At 60.0% G+C, this 18,255-nt stretch carries 17 protein-coding genes and 1 riboswitch; of the genes, 11 read left to right on the forward strand and 6 right to left on the reverse strand.

Going from position 1 to position 18,255, the window contains the following annotated elements; translation table 11 throughout:
* Positions 1-30: 30 nt before the first annotated feature.
* Genes RYB66_RS25725 through RYB66_RS25740 form a run of 4 tightly spaced genes read right to left on the reverse strand, consistent with a single transcriptional unit; the run spans position 31 to position 3,392 of the window.
* Positions 31-987 (reverse strand): hypothetical protein, encoded by a 957-nt coding sequence (locus RYB66_RS25725; RefSeq protein WP_002551786.1) that lies wholly within the window; start codon positions 985-987, stop codon positions 31-33.
* A 36-nt stretch (positions 988-1,023) separates the two neighbouring features.
* Positions 1,024-1,839, reverse strand: a complete 816-nt coding sequence (locus RYB66_RS25730) for an aldo/keto reductase (RefSeq protein ID WP_005743020.1) — start codon at positions 1,837-1,839, stop codon at positions 1,024-1,026.
* The gene (locus tag RYB66_RS25735) at positions 1,836-3,011 is read right to left on the reverse strand and encodes an NAD(P)/FAD-dependent oxidoreductase (RefSeq protein WP_005778848.1); all 1,176 of its coding nucleotides are present in this window, start codon (positions 3,009-3,011) and stop codon (positions 1,836-1,838) included. Before RYB66_RS25735 ends, RYB66_RS25730 begins: the two co-directional genes overlap by 4 nt.
* A 48-nt stretch (positions 3,012-3,059) precedes the next feature.
* Complete coding sequence (locus RYB66_RS25740; RefSeq protein ID WP_002551789.1) at positions 3,060-3,392, reverse strand: SMR family transporter; 333 nt, start codon at positions 3,390-3,392, stop codon at positions 3,060-3,062.
* A gap of 69 nt (positions 3,393-3,461) precedes the next feature.
* Here RYB66_RS25740 and waaA point away from each other — a divergent pair, with 69 nt between their 5' ends.
* Positions 3,462-4,742, forward strand: a complete 1,281-nt coding sequence (waaA, locus tag RYB66_RS25745) for a lipid IV(A) 3-deoxy-D-manno-octulosonic acid transferase (RefSeq protein ID WP_005778850.1) — start codon at positions 3,462-3,464, stop codon at positions 4,740-4,742.
* 191 nt (positions 4,743-4,933) lie between these two features.
* Here the strand turns inward: waaA and RYB66_RS25750 are convergent, their stop codons facing one another.
* Complete coding sequence (locus RYB66_RS25750) at positions 4,934-6,373, reverse strand: TolC family outer membrane protein (protein WP_010193662.1); 1,440 nt, start codon at positions 6,371-6,373, stop codon at positions 4,934-4,936.
* A 162-nt stretch (positions 6,374-6,535) separates the two neighbouring features.
* A riboswitch (TPP riboswitch) is annotated at positions 6,536-6,640 on the forward strand.
* Between the two features lie 156 nt (positions 6,641-6,796).
* Between RYB66_RS25750 and thiC the strand changes: the two genes are divergently transcribed.
* Together thiC and cytX are read left to right on the forward strand one after the other, a co-directional pair.
* Positions 6,797-8,686 (forward strand): phosphomethylpyrimidine synthase ThiC, encoded by a 1,890-nt coding sequence (thiC, locus tag RYB66_RS25755; protein WP_005731099.1) that lies wholly within the window; start codon positions 6,797-6,799, stop codon positions 8,684-8,686.
* A 637-nt stretch (positions 8,687-9,323) separates the two neighbouring features.
* Positions 9,324-10,613, forward strand: a complete 1,290-nt coding sequence (gene cytX, locus RYB66_RS25760) for a putative hydroxymethylpyrimidine transporter CytX (protein ID WP_316895820.1) — start codon at positions 9,324-9,326, stop codon at positions 10,611-10,613.
* On the opposite strand, the gene RYB66_RS25765 is transcribed toward cytX, so the two are convergent.
* Entirely contained in the window at positions 10,582-11,328 is a 747-nt protein-coding gene (locus RYB66_RS25765; RefSeq protein ID WP_004654549.1) for an RsiV family protein, read from the reverse strand. The two genes, cytX and RYB66_RS25765, sit on opposite strands and share 32 nt — an antisense overlap.
* Before the next feature lie 207 nt (positions 11,329-11,535).
* Here RYB66_RS25765 and RYB66_RS25770 point away from each other — a divergent pair, with 207 nt between their 5' ends.
* The 8 genes from RYB66_RS25770 to RYB66_RS25805 all read left to right on the forward strand — a co-directional run bounded on the left by RYB66_RS25770 (position 11,536) and on the right by RYB66_RS25805 (position 18,252).
* The gene (locus tag RYB66_RS25770) at positions 11,536-12,153 is read left to right on the forward strand and encodes an NUDIX domain-containing protein (protein ID WP_004666418.1); all 618 of its coding nucleotides are present in this window, start codon (positions 11,536-11,538) and stop codon (positions 12,151-12,153) included.
* Positions 12,144-12,596, forward strand: a complete 453-nt coding sequence (locus RYB66_RS25775; protein ID WP_002551796.1) for a DUF1249 domain-containing protein — start codon at positions 12,144-12,146, stop codon at positions 12,594-12,596. Before RYB66_RS25770 ends, RYB66_RS25775 begins: the two co-directional genes overlap by 10 nt.
* 196 nt (positions 12,597-12,792) lie before the next feature.
* Entirely contained in the window at positions 12,793-13,167 is a 375-nt protein-coding gene (locus RYB66_RS25780; protein WP_316895822.1) for a hypothetical protein, read from the forward strand.
* 87 nt (positions 13,168-13,254) lie between these two features.
* The gene (gene cpdA, locus RYB66_RS25785) at positions 13,255-14,061 is read left to right on the forward strand and encodes a 3',5'-cyclic-AMP phosphodiesterase (protein WP_032706911.1); all 807 of its coding nucleotides are present in this window, start codon (positions 13,255-13,257) and stop codon (positions 14,059-14,061) included.
* A gap of 88 nt (positions 14,062-14,149) precedes the next feature.
* Positions 14,150-14,767, forward strand: a complete 618-nt coding sequence (locus RYB66_RS25790) for a YqiA/YcfP family alpha/beta fold hydrolase (protein ID WP_005731105.1) — start codon at positions 14,150-14,152, stop codon at positions 14,765-14,767.
* 76 nt (positions 14,768-14,843) lie between these two features.
* Positions 14,844-16,748 carry a DNA topoisomerase IV subunit B gene (gene parE / locus RYB66_RS25795; protein WP_002551799.1) on the forward strand — a complete coding sequence of 635 codons (1,905 nt, stop codon included), beginning with the start codon at positions 14,844-14,846 and terminating at the stop codon, positions 16,746-16,748.
* Positions 16,745-17,722: an esterase-like activity of phytase family protein gene (locus tag RYB66_RS25800; protein WP_005743009.1), complete on the forward strand. Its 978-nt coding sequence runs from the start codon at positions 16,745-16,747 to the stop codon at positions 17,720-17,722. Before parE ends, RYB66_RS25800 begins: the two co-directional genes overlap by 4 nt.
* Positions 17,719-18,252: a TIGR02281 family clan AA aspartic protease gene (locus RYB66_RS25805; RefSeq protein ID WP_316895825.1), complete on the forward strand. Its 534-nt coding sequence runs from the start codon at positions 17,719-17,721 to the stop codon at positions 18,250-18,252. The genes RYB66_RS25800 and RYB66_RS25805 overlap by 4 nt, the downstream gene beginning before the upstream one ends.
* The last annotated feature ends 3 nt before the right edge of the window (positions 18,253-18,255 follow it).

Consider the following 18,255-nt stretch of genomic DNA (forward strand, 5'->3'; position numbering starts at 1 on the left):
TAAGCCAAGGCAAATCAAAAGGCTTGAGGCTCATAGCTTGCCGCTCATGGCGTGCAGCAGCTCACGGGCTTTTCCGGTCAGGCGTTTCAGTCCTGACTTCTTCGCCGGTGGGGCCATGCCCTGCTGGCGTAGCCAGTCTTTCCAGCGAATTCGTTCCTCACGCACGATCCAGCCATCCTGCGCGGCGAAACTTTCGGCCAGGTACAGCCCTCGGGTGCCAGCCGGGATCAGTTTGTCGCGCTTGAGCGTGTACAGCTCGGGCAGCGGCACTCCATTTTCCAACGGCATCAGGTACAGGTCGGGTTTGCTGCGGTTAAGGCGGGCGACCAGTTGATCGTTTTCAAGCACTTCATCGACATGGAAAAGGCTGACCGGGCGCGCTTCCTTGGGGATTTCCAGGCGCATGTCGTAAATCAGCTGCAAGGACGCGGTGGGTAAATGCACATAAGCCCGTGGGCGTTCCAGCAGTGTCAGGCTGCCGCTTCGCACCGGCCGCGCTGCGCCGGAGAGCGGGCTCAGACGAAAGGGCATGGCCTCGCGATAATGCAGCGCAGCGGCATATGGCGCAGGCAGCCAGGTCTCTTTGAACAGTCCACTCAGCCAGCCCTGAGGCGTTTCGATCATGCACTCTTCGGCCACTTCCTGAATGGCGGTATGCAGTGGCAGGGTCAGTTCGTGGGCCGGCACATAACCCGAGATCAGCTTGAGTACGACGTCGCCACGGTCCTGGCGACGCTGGCGAACCAGCACCCAGTAATCGCGATTCTGCCAGCTGACGGTAAGGCGAACGGACACCCCCAGATTTGCAAGCTCGGTGGAGAAACGTTCGGTGTCTGGCACGTCGATCTTGCGCCGCCGCTGCAAGGTCTGCGCGAAGTTCATCGGCATGCCGATGCTCTGGTAGCTCAGGCCTTCCGGCGTGGCCTCGACAAACAGCGGCAGGGTCTTGAAGTTGCTGGGGTTCTTGCGGATCAGTGTTCGCGGCATAACGGCTCCTTCTTGCGTTGGGGTCGGCCGCCTCAATCAGGCTTGACGGCAAATCACGGCAGCGGCAGTTGCAACGTTGTGCGCCAGGTGCAACGGATTGATGGTACCGACAATAGCACTGGCTACCGCCGGATGTTTAAACAGTAGCTGAAAACTGGCCTGCACCGGGTCTGTGCCCGGCGTCAGACAGACATGACCGCTGGCCAGCGCTTTCTTCACCAGGATGCCTTTGCCGTGGGCGGCAGCGTAATCCAGCACCGGTTTCTCGCCTTGCTCGTTGAGGTTGTAGGTGACCATCGCACAATCCCCCTCGCGCAATGCCAACAGGCCGCCTTCGACCGTCTTGCCGGAAAAGCCGAAGCCGCGAATCTTGCCTTCGCGCTTTAGGTCGGCGAGGGTCTGATACACCTCGGCCTCGTTGAGGATCGCCAGGTCGTTGCCGTCCGAATGCACCAGCACCAAATCGAGAAAATCGGTTTCAAGTCGTTTCAGGCTGCGCTCGACCGATTTGCGGGTGTGCTCAGCGCTGAAGTCATGGCTCGACTGACCGTTGTCGAATTCTTCGCCGACCTTGCTGACAATCACCCAGTCCTGGCGCTGACCGCGCAGCAGCGGTCCCAGGCGCTCTTCGCTGGTGCCATAGGCGGGTGCAGTGTCGATCAGGTTGATGCCCATGTCGCGAGCCATGCGCAGCAGCATCTGCGCCTGCTGGTCATCGGGAATCTTGAAACCGCTAGGGTATTTGACGCCTTGGTCGCGGCCCAGTTTGACGGTGCCCAGGCCAAGGGGCGATACGCTCAGGCCGCTATTGCCGAGCGGGCGATGCAGGTCGTGCAGGGTTTTCAGGCTCATGGCAGCAGCTCATCCCAGACAGGTATGGCCATCGGCGGCCTTGGTACATCAACCAGTGGTGACTGCGGTGTCGGATGGATGCCATCTCTCGAAAGCTGCGACAGAACCCGGTCAGCGAAGTCCGGAGCCAGTGCCAGTTTGGTCGGCCAGCCAACCATCAGGCGACGCTGGCTGTCGAGAAAGGCGTTGTCTGGCCGCACCAGCCCCGACTGGGCAGGCTCGGCGCGGTCCACGCGCAGGGTCGCCCATTGTGCCTGACTCAGGTCGACCCACGGCAGCAGGGCTTCAAGCTCCTTGCGGGCGACGGCGATCTGCGCGTCAGGCTCGCGCGCCACGCCCTCGGCCTCAGCCAGATCGCCACCCAGGTACCACACGCACTGGCCGTCAGCCGCAGGGTGGGTGGTGACCGTGATGCGTGGCTTGGGCCCGCCACCCAGGCAGTGAGCGAACAGCGGTTTCAGGGTCGGGCCCTTGACCAGCACCATGTGCAACGGGCGGCGCTGCATCTGCGGTTGCGATACGCCAAGTGCATTGAGCAGGTCGGCGTTGCCACCGCCAGCACTGAGTACGATGCGCTGGGCATGAATATCGCGCCCATCGACGCGCAGCCCGATCAGCTCATCGCCCTCGTACAGCGGCTCAACATTCTGACCGGCCAGCAGGCTGTCACCGGCCAGCTCGGCGAGTCGCTCGATCAGGCTCGGCACATCGACCACCAGTTCCGCGAGACGATAGACCTTGCCCTTGAATTTGGGGTTTTGCAGTGCGGGCGGTAATTGCTCGCCCTTGACCTGATCCACACGGCCGCGCACTGCCTTGCTGGCGAAGAAGCTGGTGAGATTGCCGGCGATGGTGCCTGGCGACCACAAGTAGTGGGCCTCGGACAGCAGGCGTACACCGGACAGGTCCAGCTCGCCTTTGCCATCGAGAGCTTCACGCCAGCGGCGCGGCATATCGGCGATGGCCTCGGAGGCACCGGAAAGTGCACCGTGCAGCGCGTACTTGGCACCGCCGTGGATGATCCCCTGAGACTTGAGGCTTTGCCCGCCACCCAGGCTGGCGCTTTCTACCAGCACTGTCGAGAACCCTTGACGACGCAACCGGGCGTTGAGCCATAGACCGGCTACGCCAGCCCCGACAATCAGCACGTCAGTGGAAATAACCGATGGCATGAGCACCTCAGTGAGCAAAAAGTACGAGCATTATAAAGGATCGGCTTTTCAATGCCCGGCGGTTTTCGAGAACAGCTGGATGACGGCTACGCCAGCCACAATCATGCCCATGCCCAACAACGCGGGCAGGTCGAGTTTCTGGCCGTAGATGAAGAACGCCGCAATGCTCACCATGACAATGCCCATGCCCGACCAGATGGCGTAGGTGATGCCGACCGGGATCGTGCGCATCACCAGAATCAGCATCCAGAATGCAATCGCATAACCAGTGATCAGCAGCAACAGCGGCAGGGGAGTGCTGAACCCTTTCACGGCTTTCATGGAAGTAGTGGCGATGACTTCTGCGCAGACGGCGATAGCCAGCAGATAATAAGCGTTCATGGTGCATTCCTTTTCGTCAGGCTGCGCATTCTAGCGACTTGTGATGGCGGGCTGATAAACTCCGCGCCCATGAATAGAACCCTTTATACCCTACTGTTTCATCTCGGCCTGCCACTGGTTGCCCTGCGCCTGTGGTTACGTGCGCGTAAGGCTCCGGCGTATCGCCAGCGCATCGGCGAGCGGTTCGCCAGCGGCCTGCCTGCCATGCAGCGCGGTGGTATCTGGGTGCATGCGGTGTCAGTGGGCGAAAGCATCGCGGCCGCGCCGATGATTCGCGCGCTGCTGCTGCAATACCCCCAACTGCCGATCACTGTGACTTGCATGACGCCCACAGGTTCGGAACGAATCAAGGCGCTGTTCGCCAGCGAACCGCGCATTCAGCATTGCTACCTGCCGTATGACTTACCTTGGGCGGCAGGGCGTTTTCTCGATCATGTGCAGCCCCGGCTGGGCATCATCATGGAAACCGAGCTGTGGCCCAACCACATCCACCAATGCGCCCTGCGCGGGATCCCCGTGGTGCTCGCCAATGCGCGGCTTTCTGAGCGCTCGGCGAGGGGCTACGCACGTTTTGCCAAGCTTGCCCGGCCGATGCTGGCGCAAATGGCCTGGTTCGCGGTGCAGACAGAAGTCGAGGCGCAGCGCTTTCGTGATCTGGGCGCGCGTCCCGAGTGCGTTGCAGTGACCGGTTCGATCAAGTTCGACCTGAGTATCGACCCGCAATTGCTGGAACGTGCCGCGCACTTGCGTGAGCAATGGCAGGCGACGCAGCGTCCGGTATGGATCGCCGCCAGCACCCATGCAGGCGAGGATGAAAGCGTTCTTTCAGCTCATCGCACGTTATTGACGAGCCATCCTGATGCGCTGCTGATCCTGGTGCCGCGTCATCCCGAGCGTTTCGACAGCGTGCATGCGCTGTGTCAGCAGCAGGGTTTTGCGACGGTTCGGCGCTCATCCGCGCAGGCTGTCACGCCGGACGTCTCGGTGCTGATGGGCGATACCATGGGCGAATTGCTGTTTCTCTATGCGCTGGCCGATATCGCTTTTGTGGGCGGCAGCCTGGTGCCTAACGGCGGTCACAACCTGCTGGAGCCTGCTGCGCTGGCAAAACCGGTGCTCAGCGGCCCGCACCTGTTCAACTTCCTCGAGATTGCCACCATGCTGCGCGCTGCCGGCGCGTTGCAAGAGGTCAGCGATGCGACCACGCTGGCCGCCGCCGTGCAGGGGCTTTTCGACCAGCCACAGCAGGCTCGCAGCATGGCCGATGCAGGGCTGGCTGTGATGAAGGCCAATCAGGGCGCGCTGCAACGCCTGCTCGACGGGATCGGGCGGTTGATGGGCAGGCGCTGAGTCGGAGGACGCGGAGCGTCCAGAACTGCATGCCGACGCAGAGCGTCGGCACGATAGTTGAGCTCGTCCAGACGCCTATCGTTCCTCACGCTCCAGCGTGGGAATGCCTTGGGTGACGCTCCGCGTCACAAATCTGCGTCGCGCTGCATGACTTGAAGTCGGGCGCAGAGCATCCAGATCGGTCAGCAATCTCAGCGCTTTGCAGGTCGCTCGAAGTTCTTCTGCGCGGCAGTCGCCAGGTCCGGCGGCAGGAAGTCCTTGTCCGGGTTGTAGTCGGCCTTCAGGTAGCGCGACAGATCCTGCAGGTCGCCCGGGCTCAGTGTGCCGGCTGCCTGCTTGAGGCGCAGGTTGTCGAGGATGTAGTCATAGCGCGTGTTGTTGTAGTCACGCACCGAGGCATACAACTGGCGCTGCGCATCCAGCACGTCGACGATGTTGCGGGTGCCAACCTGATAACCGATTTCGGTGGCTTCCAGCGCGCTCTGGTTGGAGATGATCGACTGTTTGCGGGCCTGGACCTGCTCGACATCGGTATTCACCGCACGGTGCAGGTTGCGCGTATTTTCCACCACCTGACGACGCAGGCTTTCACGGCGTTGCTCGCTCTGGCTCAGGCGCGCATAGGCTTCGCGTACCTGTGAACTGGTCAGGCCACCGCTGTAGATCGGGATATTCAACTGCACGCCAATACTGCGCTGCTCGACGTCGCCGCCATAATTGCGCCCGGTGTAATTGGGGTTGCTAAAACCCAGTGCGTCGTTGTCGCCACGCTGATAAGTCGCTACGGCGTCGAGTGTCGGGGCGTGCCCGGCCTTGCGCTGACGCAGGGTTTCCTCGGCAGCACTGACCGCGTAGTTACTGGCCAGCAGGTTGAGGTTCTGTTGTGCTGCCGTATCGACCCAGGCCTTGGCATCGTTTGGCGTTGGCGCCAGCACAGGCAAGGTATGCACGATGCCTTCGATGGAGTTGTATTCACGATTGGTCAGCGTCACCAGGGCTTGAAACGCATCATCCACCTGGCGCTTGGCGAGAATCCTGCTGGCACGCGAGGTGTCGTAGCTGGCCTGCGCCTGCAACACGTCGGTCTTGTCCGACAGGCCGACATCGAAACGCTCGTTGGCCTGATCGAGCTGGCGTTTGAACGCTGCCTCCTCGGCCTTGGTCGAGGCCAGATTGTCCTGGGCGCGCAGCACGCTGAAATAGCTTTGTGCCGCTTGCAGGATCAGGTTCTGCTCGGAAGCCGACAGCTCGAGTGCCGCCTGCTCGTTGCTCGCCTCGGCGGCCTGCAACTGGAACCAGCGGTCGGCACGGAAGATCGGCTGGCTCAGGGTGGCTTGATAGACGTTACCGCTGCGGGTCGCCACGGCTCTGGGCTGGTCGATGCTGGTGCGGGTATTGTTGCTTTGTGCGCTGCCGGAAATGTTCGGCAGCAAACCGGCGCGGGCCTGCGGTACGGCTTCCTTGCGGGCATCGTAATCGGCGCGGGATGCCGCAAGGTCGGCATTGTTGTCCACCGCCTGCTGATAGACATTCAGCAGACCTGTCTGGGTCGGCAGTGGCATATCGGCTGCCCACGTCAGGCCGCTGGACGCAAACGAAACGGCCACAACCAACGAAAGTTTGCGCAGCATGAGGCATTCCCTGTTCATGAAGAAAGTAATCACGGTTTTAAGCGAAACCGGGTTAGCGAGTGTAGAGCCAGACTCTTTTAGCAACAATCGGCGATTTGCGCCATTTATCGAGCCCTGTGCAAATAGGCTGGCATTGCGACCGCGCCCCGGCATAGACTGATCGCGTTCTTGTCGGGGTGCCTTGCTATGAGGCTGAGATCGGTTAAACCGGATCCCGTTGAACCTGATCAGGTTAGCGCCTGCGTAGGGAACAAGATTTCTCGTCTCCCGGCGAGTCCTCTTGAGTATCGTCCGGGGTCGATTGTTCAAAAAATGAACAGCGTACGTCTCCTTTCGATACTCAGCACCAGCACTGGTGTACCCGTCCGTCACGTCAGGTCACTCCGACAATAAATCCGCAACCGGATGTCTGGAGAGCCCGTGATGAGTACAACACTAAAAAACGCAGCCCATTTGAGCGAGTCGGCACAAGTCGATTCCGGATCGGTACAGCCGTTTACCCGTTCGCAGAAAATCTACGTTCAGGGCTCACGCCCGGACATCCGCGTGCCGATGCGCGAAATCACCCTGGACGTCACACCGACTGACTTCGGCGGTGAAATCAACGCGCCGGTCACGGTCTATGACACCTCCGGCCCGTACACCGACCCCAACGTGATCATCGACGTGCGTAAAGGCCTGGCGGATGTTCGCTCGCCGTGGATCGACTCGCGCAATGACACCGAGCGTCTGCCCGGCCTGAGTTCCAACTTCGGCCAGCAACGCCTGAGCGACGCCGAACTGACTGCGCTGCGCTTTGCTCATGTGCGCAACCCGCGCCGGGCCAAGGCGGGGGCCAACGTCAGCCAGATGCACTATGCGCGTCAGGGCATCATTACCGCCGAGATGGAATACGTTGCCATCCGCGAAAACATGAAGCTTCAGGAAGCCCGTGCCGCAGGCCTGCTGACCCAGCAACATGCCGGGCACAGCTTCGGCGCGAGCATCCCGAAGGAAATCACTGCCGAGTTCGTGCGCGAAGAGATCGCCCGTGGTCGCGCGATCATCCCGGCCAACATCAACCACGTCGAACTGGAACCGATGATTATCGGCCGTAACTTCCTGGTGAAGATCAACGGCAACATCGGCAACAGCGCGCTGGGATCTTCCATCGAAGAAGAAGTCGCCAAGCTGACCTGGGGCATTCGCTGGGGTTCTGACACGGTCATGGACCTGTCTACCGGCAAGCATATTCATGAAACCCGTGAATGGATCATCCGCAACTCGCCGGTGCCGATCGGTACTGTGCCTATCTATCAGGCTCTGGAAAAAGTCGGCGGTGCGGCCGAGGACCTGACCTGGGAGCTGTTCCGCGACACACTGATCGAGCAGGCCGAGCAGGGCGTTGATTACTTCACCATCCACGCCGGTGTGTTGCTGCGTTATGTGCCGCTGACCGCCAAACGTGTGACCGGGATTGTCAGTCGTGGTGGTTCAATCATGGCCAAGTGGTGCCTGGCGCATCATCAGGAAAACTTCCTGTACACCCATTTCGAAGACATTTGCGAAATCATGAAGGCTTATGACGTCAGCTTCTCGCTGGGCGATGGTTTGCGTCCGGGCTCGATTGCCGACGCCAACGATGCGGCGCAGTTCGGTGAGCTGGAAACCTTGGGTGAACTGACCAAGATCGCCTGGAAGCACGACGTGCAGACCATGATTGAAGGCCCCGGTCATGTGCCGATGCAGTTGATCAAGGAAAACATGGACAAGCAGCTGGAATGCTGCGACGAAGCGCCTTTTTACACTCTGGGCCCGCTGACCACCGATATTGCGCCGGGGTATGACCACATCACGTCGGGCATCGGTGCCGCGATGATTGGCTGGTTCGGTTGCGCCATGCTGTGCTACGTCACGCCCAAAGAGCACCTGGGGCTGCCGAATAAGGATGACGTGAAGACCGGGATCATCACCTATAAGATCGCTGCCCACGCAGCGGACCTTGCCAAAGGCCATCCAGGGGCGCAGATCCGTGACAACGCCTTGAGCAAGGCGCGTTTCGAGTTCCGCTGGGAAGACCAGTTCAACCTCGGGCTGGACCCGGACACCGCACGCTCTTACCACGACGAAACCCTGCCCAAGGACTCGGCCAAGGTCGCGCATTTCTGTTCCATGTGCGGGCCGAAATTCTGCTCGATGAAAATCACTCAGGAAGTACGCGAGTACGCCGCCAACCAGCGGATCGAAGCAGTCGACGTCGATGTAGCCAAAGGCCTGGCCGAGCAGGCCGAGCGCTTCAAGCAGGAAGGCAGCCAGTTGTACAAGAAGGTGTAGAAAGCGGTACGTGCACGACAGAACACCGCTAGCGGTTATCGCTACGCTCCAGCATTGGGCTTTACGACTCGGAGCGTCGCACGATAGTTGCGATTATCGTTCCGCACGCTCCAGCGTAGGAATGCAGGTCTCGACGCTCTGCGTCGTCAAGAGGACGTGGAGCGTCCAGAACGTCATGCGACGCAGAGCGTCGCACGATAGTTGCGATTATCGTTCCGCACGCTCCCGCGTGGGAATGCAGTTCTCGACGCTCTGCGTCGTCAAGAGGACGCGGAGCGTCCAGAAAGGCATGCAACGCAGAGCGTCGCACGATAGTTGCGATTATCGTTCCGCACGCTCCAGCGTGGGAATGCAGTTCTCGACGCTCTGCGTCGTCAAGAGGACGCAGAGCGTCCAGAAAGGCATGCGACGCAGAGCGTCGCACGATAGTTGCGATTATCGTTCCGCACGCTCCAGCGTGGGAATGCAGTTCTCGACGCTCTGCGTCGTCAGGAGGACGCGGAGCGTCCAGAACGGCATGCGACGCAGAGCGCCGCGCGATAATTGCGATGATCCCACGCTCTGCGTGGTAGCGCTGTTCTGGAAGCTCCGCGTCCGATCCCGAATCACCGATCAACACCCCACACGAGACACAAACGTGAACACACCTGGCACCTATTCTCCCGACACCCCCATCCCTGCCAGCCAGCGGGTGTTCGGTGGGCGGGATCTGTTCTCCCTGTGGTTTTCCCTCGGCATCGGTTTGATGGTGCTGCAAACCGGGGCCTTGCTGGCACCGGGGCTGGGCATGTCCGGCTCGCTGCTGGCGATTTTCCTCGGCACGCTGGTGGGCGTTTTACTGCTCGCCAGTGTCGGCGTGATCGGCAGTGACACCGGTTTGTCTTCCATGGCAGCCCTCAAACTCAGCCTGGGCAGCAAAGGCGCGTCGTTGCCTGCAGTGTTGAACCTGCTGCAACTGATCGGTTGGGGGTCGTTCGAGATCATCGTCATGCGCGACGCCGCCAGTCTGTTGGGCGATCGGGCTTTTTCGCAGGGCAGTCTGTGGACCAGTCCGCTGCTCTGGACACTGTTTTTCGGAGCGCTGGCCACTCTGCTGGCGGTCAGCGGGCCATTGACCTTCGTGCGCCGATTCTTGCGCAAGTGGGGGATCTGGATACTGCTGGTCGCGTGTTCATGGCTGACCTGGAACCTGCTGAGCAAGGCTGATCTGGCAGCGCTGTGGTCGACATCCGGGGACGGTTCACTGCCGTTTGCTTCGGGGTTCGACATCGCCATCGCCATGCCGCTGTCCTGGCTGCCGCTCATTGCCGACTACTCGCGCTTCGGCAAACGCGCGAAAAGCGTCTTTGGCGGCACGGCCGCAGGCTTTTTCATTGGTAACTTCTGGCTGATGGGTCTGGGCGTTGCCTATACATTGGCGTTCGCCCCTGGCGGCGAGGTCAATGCCTTGCTGCTGGCACTGGCCGGCGCAGGTCTGGGTATCCCGCTGCTGCTGATTCTGCTGGATGAGACGGAAAATGCGTTCGCCGATATTCACTCGGCAGCGGTCTCGAGTGCTTTGCTGTCACGTATCAAGGTCGAGCATTTGGCATTGATCATCGGCGTGATCTGCACGCTGATCGCCTGTCTGGCACCGCTGGCCCAATACCAGAACTTCCTGCTGCTGATCGGCTCGGTGTTTGCGCCGCTGTTCGGTGTGGTGCTGGTCGACCATTTCATCCTGCGTCGTCGCAGTGGTCAGGTAGCGGAGGGCGGTTTGCGCTGGATGAGTCTGCTGGCGTGGCTGGGCGGGCTCAGCACCTATCATCTGCTGGCCGGTTTTTACCCGGATGTCGGTGCAACGCTGCCAGCGCTCATCGTCGCTGGCGTGCTGCAGCTGTTGATCGGCGGTGCGATCAACCGCGACCGGGGAACAGTTCCGGCTTGAGGATGCCATTGAGCTGAGGGTAAGGAATCTTCAGCTCGATGTGACCCATCGAATACGGCGCGATGGTATCCACCGAGTACTTGAGGATCACCGCGCCGTACGTCAGCGCGATATGTGGCGTGCGCTTGAACGGCCAAGTCTTCATGAACTCGCTGTCTTCATTCATCTTGGTCGAGACCAGCCAACCCTGGTGGGCCAGTTGGGCCTTCTGCCAGAACTCGCTTTCCTTGCCCGGAATGATCATGTCAGCCAGGGTCAGGACTTTCTGCTGCTGACGCGAATAGTTGATGAACGCCCGGCCGGGGTTGCCGTGGGCACCACCGGTATCCAGATAACTGGAAAGTTCGACAACCACGATACCGTCATGCTGCTCACGTACCTTGGCTTGCAGATAACTGCTGTTGCGGCCCTGGGCCTGGCTCAGGAACTGCTCCTGATAGGCTTTGATGGACGCAGGCGGCGAGGCGCTGCTGTCGGCAACGGTCAGTTGCAGCAAGGTCTTCTGGACGATGGCGTCCAATCGCGGCTCATCGGGAAAATGCACGGTATCGATGTTCACCAGCGGGCAGTCCGCCGTGGTGCAGCCTGGCTTGATCAGCTCGGAGGCATCGCGCTGGACTTGCAGCGGTGTGCGCATGTTGGGCGTGAAGAGGCTTTGGCAGGCGCCGAGCAACAGGGCCAGGCAAGCCAGTGAAGTGATCCTCAATAACGACATGTTGATCCTTGGCAGTGTCAGTAAAGGCGGTTGCGTTGTGCGTATGCAGGCTGGTTGGACTGTAAACAACGTCTTCGGTTCGATCATGGCAGATTAGAATTGTTTTAAGTCCCGGCCGTCTACCCTGCATCTTCAAGGGGGCTGCATCTTAACGTCGATGCGCGTTAGGATGGCCCGATGTCAAAAACGGCGGCAAGCGAGAAACCCATGACCCAGACCACACGATCTGCACCAAGCGCTTTTGAAACCATACAGCGCGAAAACTGCTTCAAGGGCTTCTATAGGCTGGACAAGCTGCATGTGCGCCACGAACTGTTCGACGGTGGCATGAGCAAGGAAATCAGCCGCGAGCTTTTCGTTCGCCACGATGCGGTTTGCGTACTGCCTTACGATGCCAAGCGTGACGAAGTGGTGCTCATCGAGCAGTTTCGCGTGGGGGCCATGGAAAAGACCAGCAACCCGTGGCTGATCGAACTGGTCGCCGGGCTGATCGACAAGGATGAGCAGCCGGAAGAAGTTGCTCATCGCGAGGCAGAGGAGGAAGCTGGACTGGTGTTCCGCTCGCTTTGGCCCATCACAAAATACTTTCCTTCTCCAGGTGGCAGTAATGAGTTTGTTCACTTGTACCTGGGGCAGTGCAGCAGTGAAGGGGCAGGCGGAATTCACGGGCTTGAGTCCGAAGGCGAAGACATCCGGGTCACGGTCTGGTCATTCGATGACGCAATGCAGGCGATGAAAGACGGAACAATCAAAAACGCGTCGACGATCATCGCCTTGCAATGGCTGGCGCTGAATCGTGCGGAGATAAGGGGTTTATGGTCGTGAATCTATTGCGCGAGCGCTACCGTGTCGACCTTGCCGGACTGCAGGCTGCGTGTGAGGCCAACTACGCGCGCCTGATGCGCCTGCTGCCCGACATGCGCAACGAACAGCGCTCACGCCGCGTCGCCGTTACACAGGGTGACCAGATGCTGGGCGTACTGGCCGTCGAGGTATTGCTCGACTGCCCGTACACCACCACCCTGCAAGTCCGCCAGGAACACAGCCTGCCGTGGCTGCCGGTGCCGGTGCTCGAAGTACAGGTCTACCATGACGCACGCATGGCCGAAGTCATCGGCGCCGAGCATGCGCGGCGCTTTCGCGGGATTTATCCCTACCCCAACGCCGACATGCACCAGCCAGACGAAAAGGCCCAGCTCAATTTGTTTTTGGGGGAATGGCTGAGTCATTGCCTGGCGTGTGGGCATGAGTTTGAGGCGGTGCGTTAACGCCTCTTCAATTGTTATCGCACTACTGCTCCTTGGCTTCGCCCTGTATTTATCCCACACGGATTGCCCGATAAGTGACGTCAGCTGACAGCGGGCAGGCTCCAGTCTTGTAGGTGGTTTCTGAAAATCCCCCGGCACCTTGGATTTGAAACCACATGCCTTACATTCGACCTGAATTTATTTGCAGGTATAACGAATGAGTGACTTAGGCACCCCACGATGTCTGTTAGCGTGCTTCTCGGGAATCACCCTCAGCCTTTTCAGCTATCTCGGGTTGATAACCCTGGCAGGCAGCGCTCTGCGTTGGGAACACTTTCTATATACGGCCATTACTGGAGTGGTCATCGGTATTCTGTCTTTGAAGCTCATGCCGTGGATCGTTCATCTGGCTGCACTGGCAGGAATGATTCTTGGCGTTGTCCTGGAGCTTTTGTTGGCGGGATATCTCTGGCCTGGAATGCCTTATGAGCGGGTGCTGAGCTATCTCTTGGGTGCGGGACTGGCGGGCATGGTGTCTGCCGGACTTATTGCTTTAATTGTGCTCAAGCACCGAGCAAATCAGCAAATGTGACCAAATGCTCGTCTGCGCTCACATTCCCGGTTTACCCGCCCGCTGCCACATCACATAATCGCGCTGAATCCTCTCTGGGAGACGGTCTTGCCAAGCGCAGCCCCTTCATCGTCAGTTTTGCTGGTGCAGATATCCGACAGCCACCTGTTCGCCGAGGCGGACGGGGCGTTGTTGGGTATGAGTACCCGCGACAGTCTGGAAAAAGTCGTTGATCTGGTCCTCGCCGAGCAGCCGCAGGTTGATCTTGTGGTTGCAAGCGGGGATATCTCGCAGGATGGCAGTGTCGAGTCTTACGAAGCGTTTCGCCGGATAAGTACGCAGATCGCCGCCCCCGCGCGCTGGTTTGCCGGTAATCATGATGAGTTGCCGCAGATGGAGCATGTCGCACAGGCTGAAGGGCTGCTTGAGCCGATCATCAACATCGGCCGGTGGCGGGTGACACTGCTGGATTCGGCAGTGCCCGGTTCGGTGCCGGGGTTTCTGGCTGCTGGGCAATTGCAGTTGCTGGAGCAGTCCCTGAGCGAAGCGCCTGACCGGCATCATCTGGTCTGCCTGCATCACCACCCGGTGGCCATCGGCTGTGAATGGATGGCACCCATCGGTCTGCGCAATGCTGACGCGTTGTTTGCGGTGCTGGATCGATTCCCGCAGGTTCGGGCCGTATTGTGGGGGCATGTACATCAGGAGTTCGACCAGATGCGTAACGGCGTGCGCCTGCTGGCGTCGCCCTCGACCTGCATTCAGTTCGCGCCGGGCAGTGCCGATTTCAAGGTGGACACCACGGCACCGGGCTATCGCTGGCTGCGACTGCATGACGACGGACGGCTGGAAACCGCTGTTTCCCGAGTGGTCGGCATGCAGTTCGAAGTCGATTACGGCGGCACCGGCTACTGAATGAGCGGACGGACACGTTTCCAGTGAGGTGTTGTAGCGTAAGTCCCTGTAAACTACACGGCTTTGCCTTGCACTCGGGAGCGACAGCGTGACGAGCGACACACCTTCACTGCTATACATCCATGGCTTGAACAGCTCGGCCCTGTCGAGAAAGGCCTGTCAGTTGGCCGCGCTGATGAAGTCATTGGGTCTGGCTGATCGTCTGCAAGTCCCTGAACTGCATCACCATCCGCGTCAGGCTATGGGGCAGCTTGAAACCGCTATAAAGGAGCTGGGACGGCCATTACTGGTCGGCAGCTCGCTCGGCGGCTACTATGCGACTCATTTGGCGCAGCAGCATGGCCTCAAGGCGGTGCTGATCAACCCGGCAGTCAACCCGCATCAGCTGTTTGACGGGTTTCTCGGCGTGCAGCAGAACCTGTACACCGGCGAGCAGTGGCAGTTGACCGAAGACCATATTCAGGCACTGGCCGAGCTGGAGGTTCCTGCTCCCCAGGACCCGCAGCAGTTTCAGGTGTGGTTGCAGACCGGTGACGAGACCCTTGATTATCGTCGCGCCGAGAAGTTTTACCGGGCCTGTGCCTTGCGCATTCAGGCGGGCGGCGACCACAGTTTTCAGGGTTTTGCCGAGCAAATGCCAGCGTTGTTGAGCTTTGCCGGGTTTGCCCCCGATCTGTTGCAGAAGATCGACCTGTCGGCGCTATAGGCGATCGATGCCCGGCCTACTGAATGCAAGAACATTGAACCCCCGAAATTCCATGAAAGATTGATAACGAGAACCCATGGCCAATCCCAGCGCTAGCTCTTATAACGCAGACGCCATCGAAGTCCTCTCGGGCCTCGATCCGGTTCGCAAACGTCCGGGCATGTACACCGACACCTCGCGGCCCAACCACCTGGCTCAGGAAGTCATCGACAACAGTGTCGACGAAGCTCTGGCTGGTCACGCGCGCTCGGTACAGGTCATCCTTCATGCCGACAACTCGCTTGAGGTGTCCGACGACGGCCGCGGCATGCCGGTGGACATTCACCCGGAAGAAGGTGTGTCCGGCGTCGAGCTGATCCTCACCAAGCTGCATGCGGGTGGCAAGTTCTCCAACAAGAACTACCAGTTCTCCGGCGGCCTGCACGGCGTAGGGATTTCCGTGGTCAACGCGCTTTCCACTCAGGTTCGGGTGCGGGTCAAGCGCGATGGCAACGAATATGAAATGACCTTTGCCGACGGCTACAAGGCCACAGAGCTGGCGGTTATCGGCACTGTCGGCAAGCGCAACACCGGGACCAGCGTCTATTTCGCGCCCGATCCGAAGTATTTCGATACCCCGAAGTTCTCCGTCAGCCGCCTCAAGCACGTGCTCAAGGCCAAAGCGGTTCTGTGCCCGGGTCTGCTGGTCAGCTTCGAAGACAAATCCACTAACGAAAAAGTCGAGTGGCATTACGAAGACGGCTTGCGCTCGTATCTACAGGATTCGGTCAGCGACTTCCTGCGACTGCCGGACGAACCGTTCTGCGGCAGCTTCGCCGGTAACAAGGAAGCGGTCGACTGGGCGCTGCTCTGGCTGCCCGAAGGTGGCGACAGCGTTCAGGAAAGCTACGTCAACCTGATCCCTACCGCGCAGGGTGGCACCCATGTGAACGGCTTGCGCCAGGGCTTGCTGGATGCGATGCGCGAGTTCTGCGAGTTCCGCAACCTGTTGCCGCGTGGTGTCAAGCTGGCACCGGAAGACGTCTGGGAGCGAATTGCCTTCGTCCTGTCGATGAAAATGCAGGAGCCGCAGTTCTCCGGGCAGACCAAGGAACGTCTGTCGTCCCGTGAGGCGGCGGCGTTCGTTTCCGGCGTGGTCAAGGACGCTTTCAGTCTGTGGCTCAATACCCACTCGGAGCTGGGCCTGCAACTGGCTGACCTGGCGATCAACAACGCCGGTCGCCGCCTCAAGGCCAGCAAGAAGGTTGAACGCAAGCGCATTACCCAAGGCCCCGCGTTGCCGGGCAAGCTGGCTGACTGTGCCGGACAGGATCCGGCGCGCTCCGAGCTGTTTCTGGTCGAAGGTGATTCCGCCGGTGGTTCGGCCAAGCAGGCGCGGGACAAGGAATTTCAGGCCATCCTGCCCCTGCGCGGCAAGATTCTGAATACTTGGGAAGTGGACGGCGGCGAAGTGCTCGCCAGCCAGGAAGTGCACAACATCGCGGTTGCCATCGGGGTTGATCCGGGCGCGGCGGACATCAGCCAGTTGCGTTACGGCAAGATCTGTATTCTCGCCGACGCCGACTCGGATGGTTTGCACATCGCCACCTTGCTGTGTGCGTTGTTCGTCCAGCACTTCCGCCCGCTGGTCGACGCCGGTCATGTGTATGTGGCCATGCCGCCGCTGTACCGGATCGACCTTGGCAAGGAAATCTACTACGCGCTGGACGAAAGCGAGCGCGACGGAATTCTTGACCGTCTGGTGGCTGAAAAGAAACGGGGCAAGCCACAGGTCACCCGATTCAAAGGCTTGGGTGAAATGAACCCGCCGCAACTGCGCGAAACCACCATGGACCCGAACACACGGCGTCTGGTGCAGCTCACGCTGGATGATTTCGCTGCTACGTCGGAAATGATGGACATGTTGCTGGCGAAGAAACGTGCAGGTGATCGCAAGTCCTGGCTTGAATCGAAGGGCAACCTCGCCGAGGTCCTGACTTGATACGAGCCTGGCTCGCCGCCCTGACCCTGGTTGCCGCGCCGGTTTTCGCCGCGCCGCTTGAGGTCCTGAAACTGCAATCCGAGCACCCGGTAGACGACATGGTCGGCGGCAATCTGTCGGGTCTGGCCATGTGCAATGGCCAGCTGTGGACCGTTTCCGACCGTGACGACAATGTGCTGTACAGCCTTGATGTGTCGCAAAATACCTGGAAGGCAGAAGCACACCGCATTGACGCACCTGCGCCGCACAGCTATCTGCCGCTCAAGCTGCGTTCGTTGGCAGGCCTTTCCGCGTTGGTGCGTGGTGGTGATCTGGATTTCGAAGGCGTGAGTTGTGATGCAGCCGGTAACCGTTATCTGGTCAGCGAGGCCTATGGCACGGTGCTCAAGGTTCCGGTCAGTGGTGCACCGTTCTGGCTGGACTTGCCGCAGGCACTGATAGAACAGGCGCGCGGCCAGGGCATGTTGCAACACTTCAATGCGATTTTCGAAGGGATTGTCGTGAACGCCTCTGGCGACCGCATCTGGCTGGCCGCCGAGCGCGAGAAGCGCGGGCTGCTGGTTGTGCAGCGCGACAAGGAACAATGGAGCTGCGGGCAAAGCTGCGTGCTGCTGTCCGAAGACGGTAAAGACCTGCTGCCCGCAGAACAGGGGCACAGGACCGTGTCTACGGACTTTTCCGATCTGTCGCTCTACAACGGCAAGCTGTTCACGCTCGAACGTGCGGCCTATCGCATCTGTCGGCGTGGGCTTGAGACCGGGCAGATCGAACGTTGCTGGTCGTTCGCCAAGGAAGCGATGGTGGCTTCGCGTCGTTATGATCAGCCCTACGGCCTGACCGAGGCGCTGGTCGTGGACGAGAAGGGCGCGTGGATCGGCATCGACAATAACTTCGGTGCGCGCGCCGATGGTGAAAAACGCCCGATTGTCTGGCGGTTCGCTGCGCCTGAAGCGGGCTGGAGCGCCGGTCAGTGAGCCAGCCCGCGAATCAACCGCAACCCGGCAAGCGCGCGGGCAAGATATTAATGATCGTGGCCTGGGCTGCTGGCCTGTTTCTGGCGACGCGCTTTTTCGGCAGTTGGGAAGACAAGCAGCAGAACCCTAATACGGTGGTTGCTTCGCAACACGGTGACGGATACATCGAAGTGCAACTGGCGGGTAATCGTCAGGGGCACTTTGTCAGTACCGGCCAGATCAACGGCCGGACGTTAGAGTTCATGATCGACACCGGGGCGACCGACGTGGCGGTACCCGGTGATATGGCTGACAGCCTGGGCCTGAAACGTGGCTATCCGGTCACAGTCAGCACGGCCAATGGCAACAGCCAGGGTTTTCGGACCACGCTCGACCGCTTGCAACTGGGCGATATTGTCCTGACCAATGTGCGTGCTCTGGTAGCACCCGGTCTGGACGGTGAGCAGGTGCTGCTGGGCATGAGCGCCATGAAACAACTTGAATTCACAAAGCGTGGCGGCAACTTGCTGCTGCGCCAGTCAACGAAATAATGA

Origin of the sequence: Pseudomonas syringae group sp. 243L2, assembly GCF_032587875.1 — a bacterium.
Lineage (GTDB): Bacteria > Pseudomonadota > Gammaproteobacteria > Pseudomonadales > Pseudomonadaceae > Aquipseudomonas > Aquipseudomonas amygdali.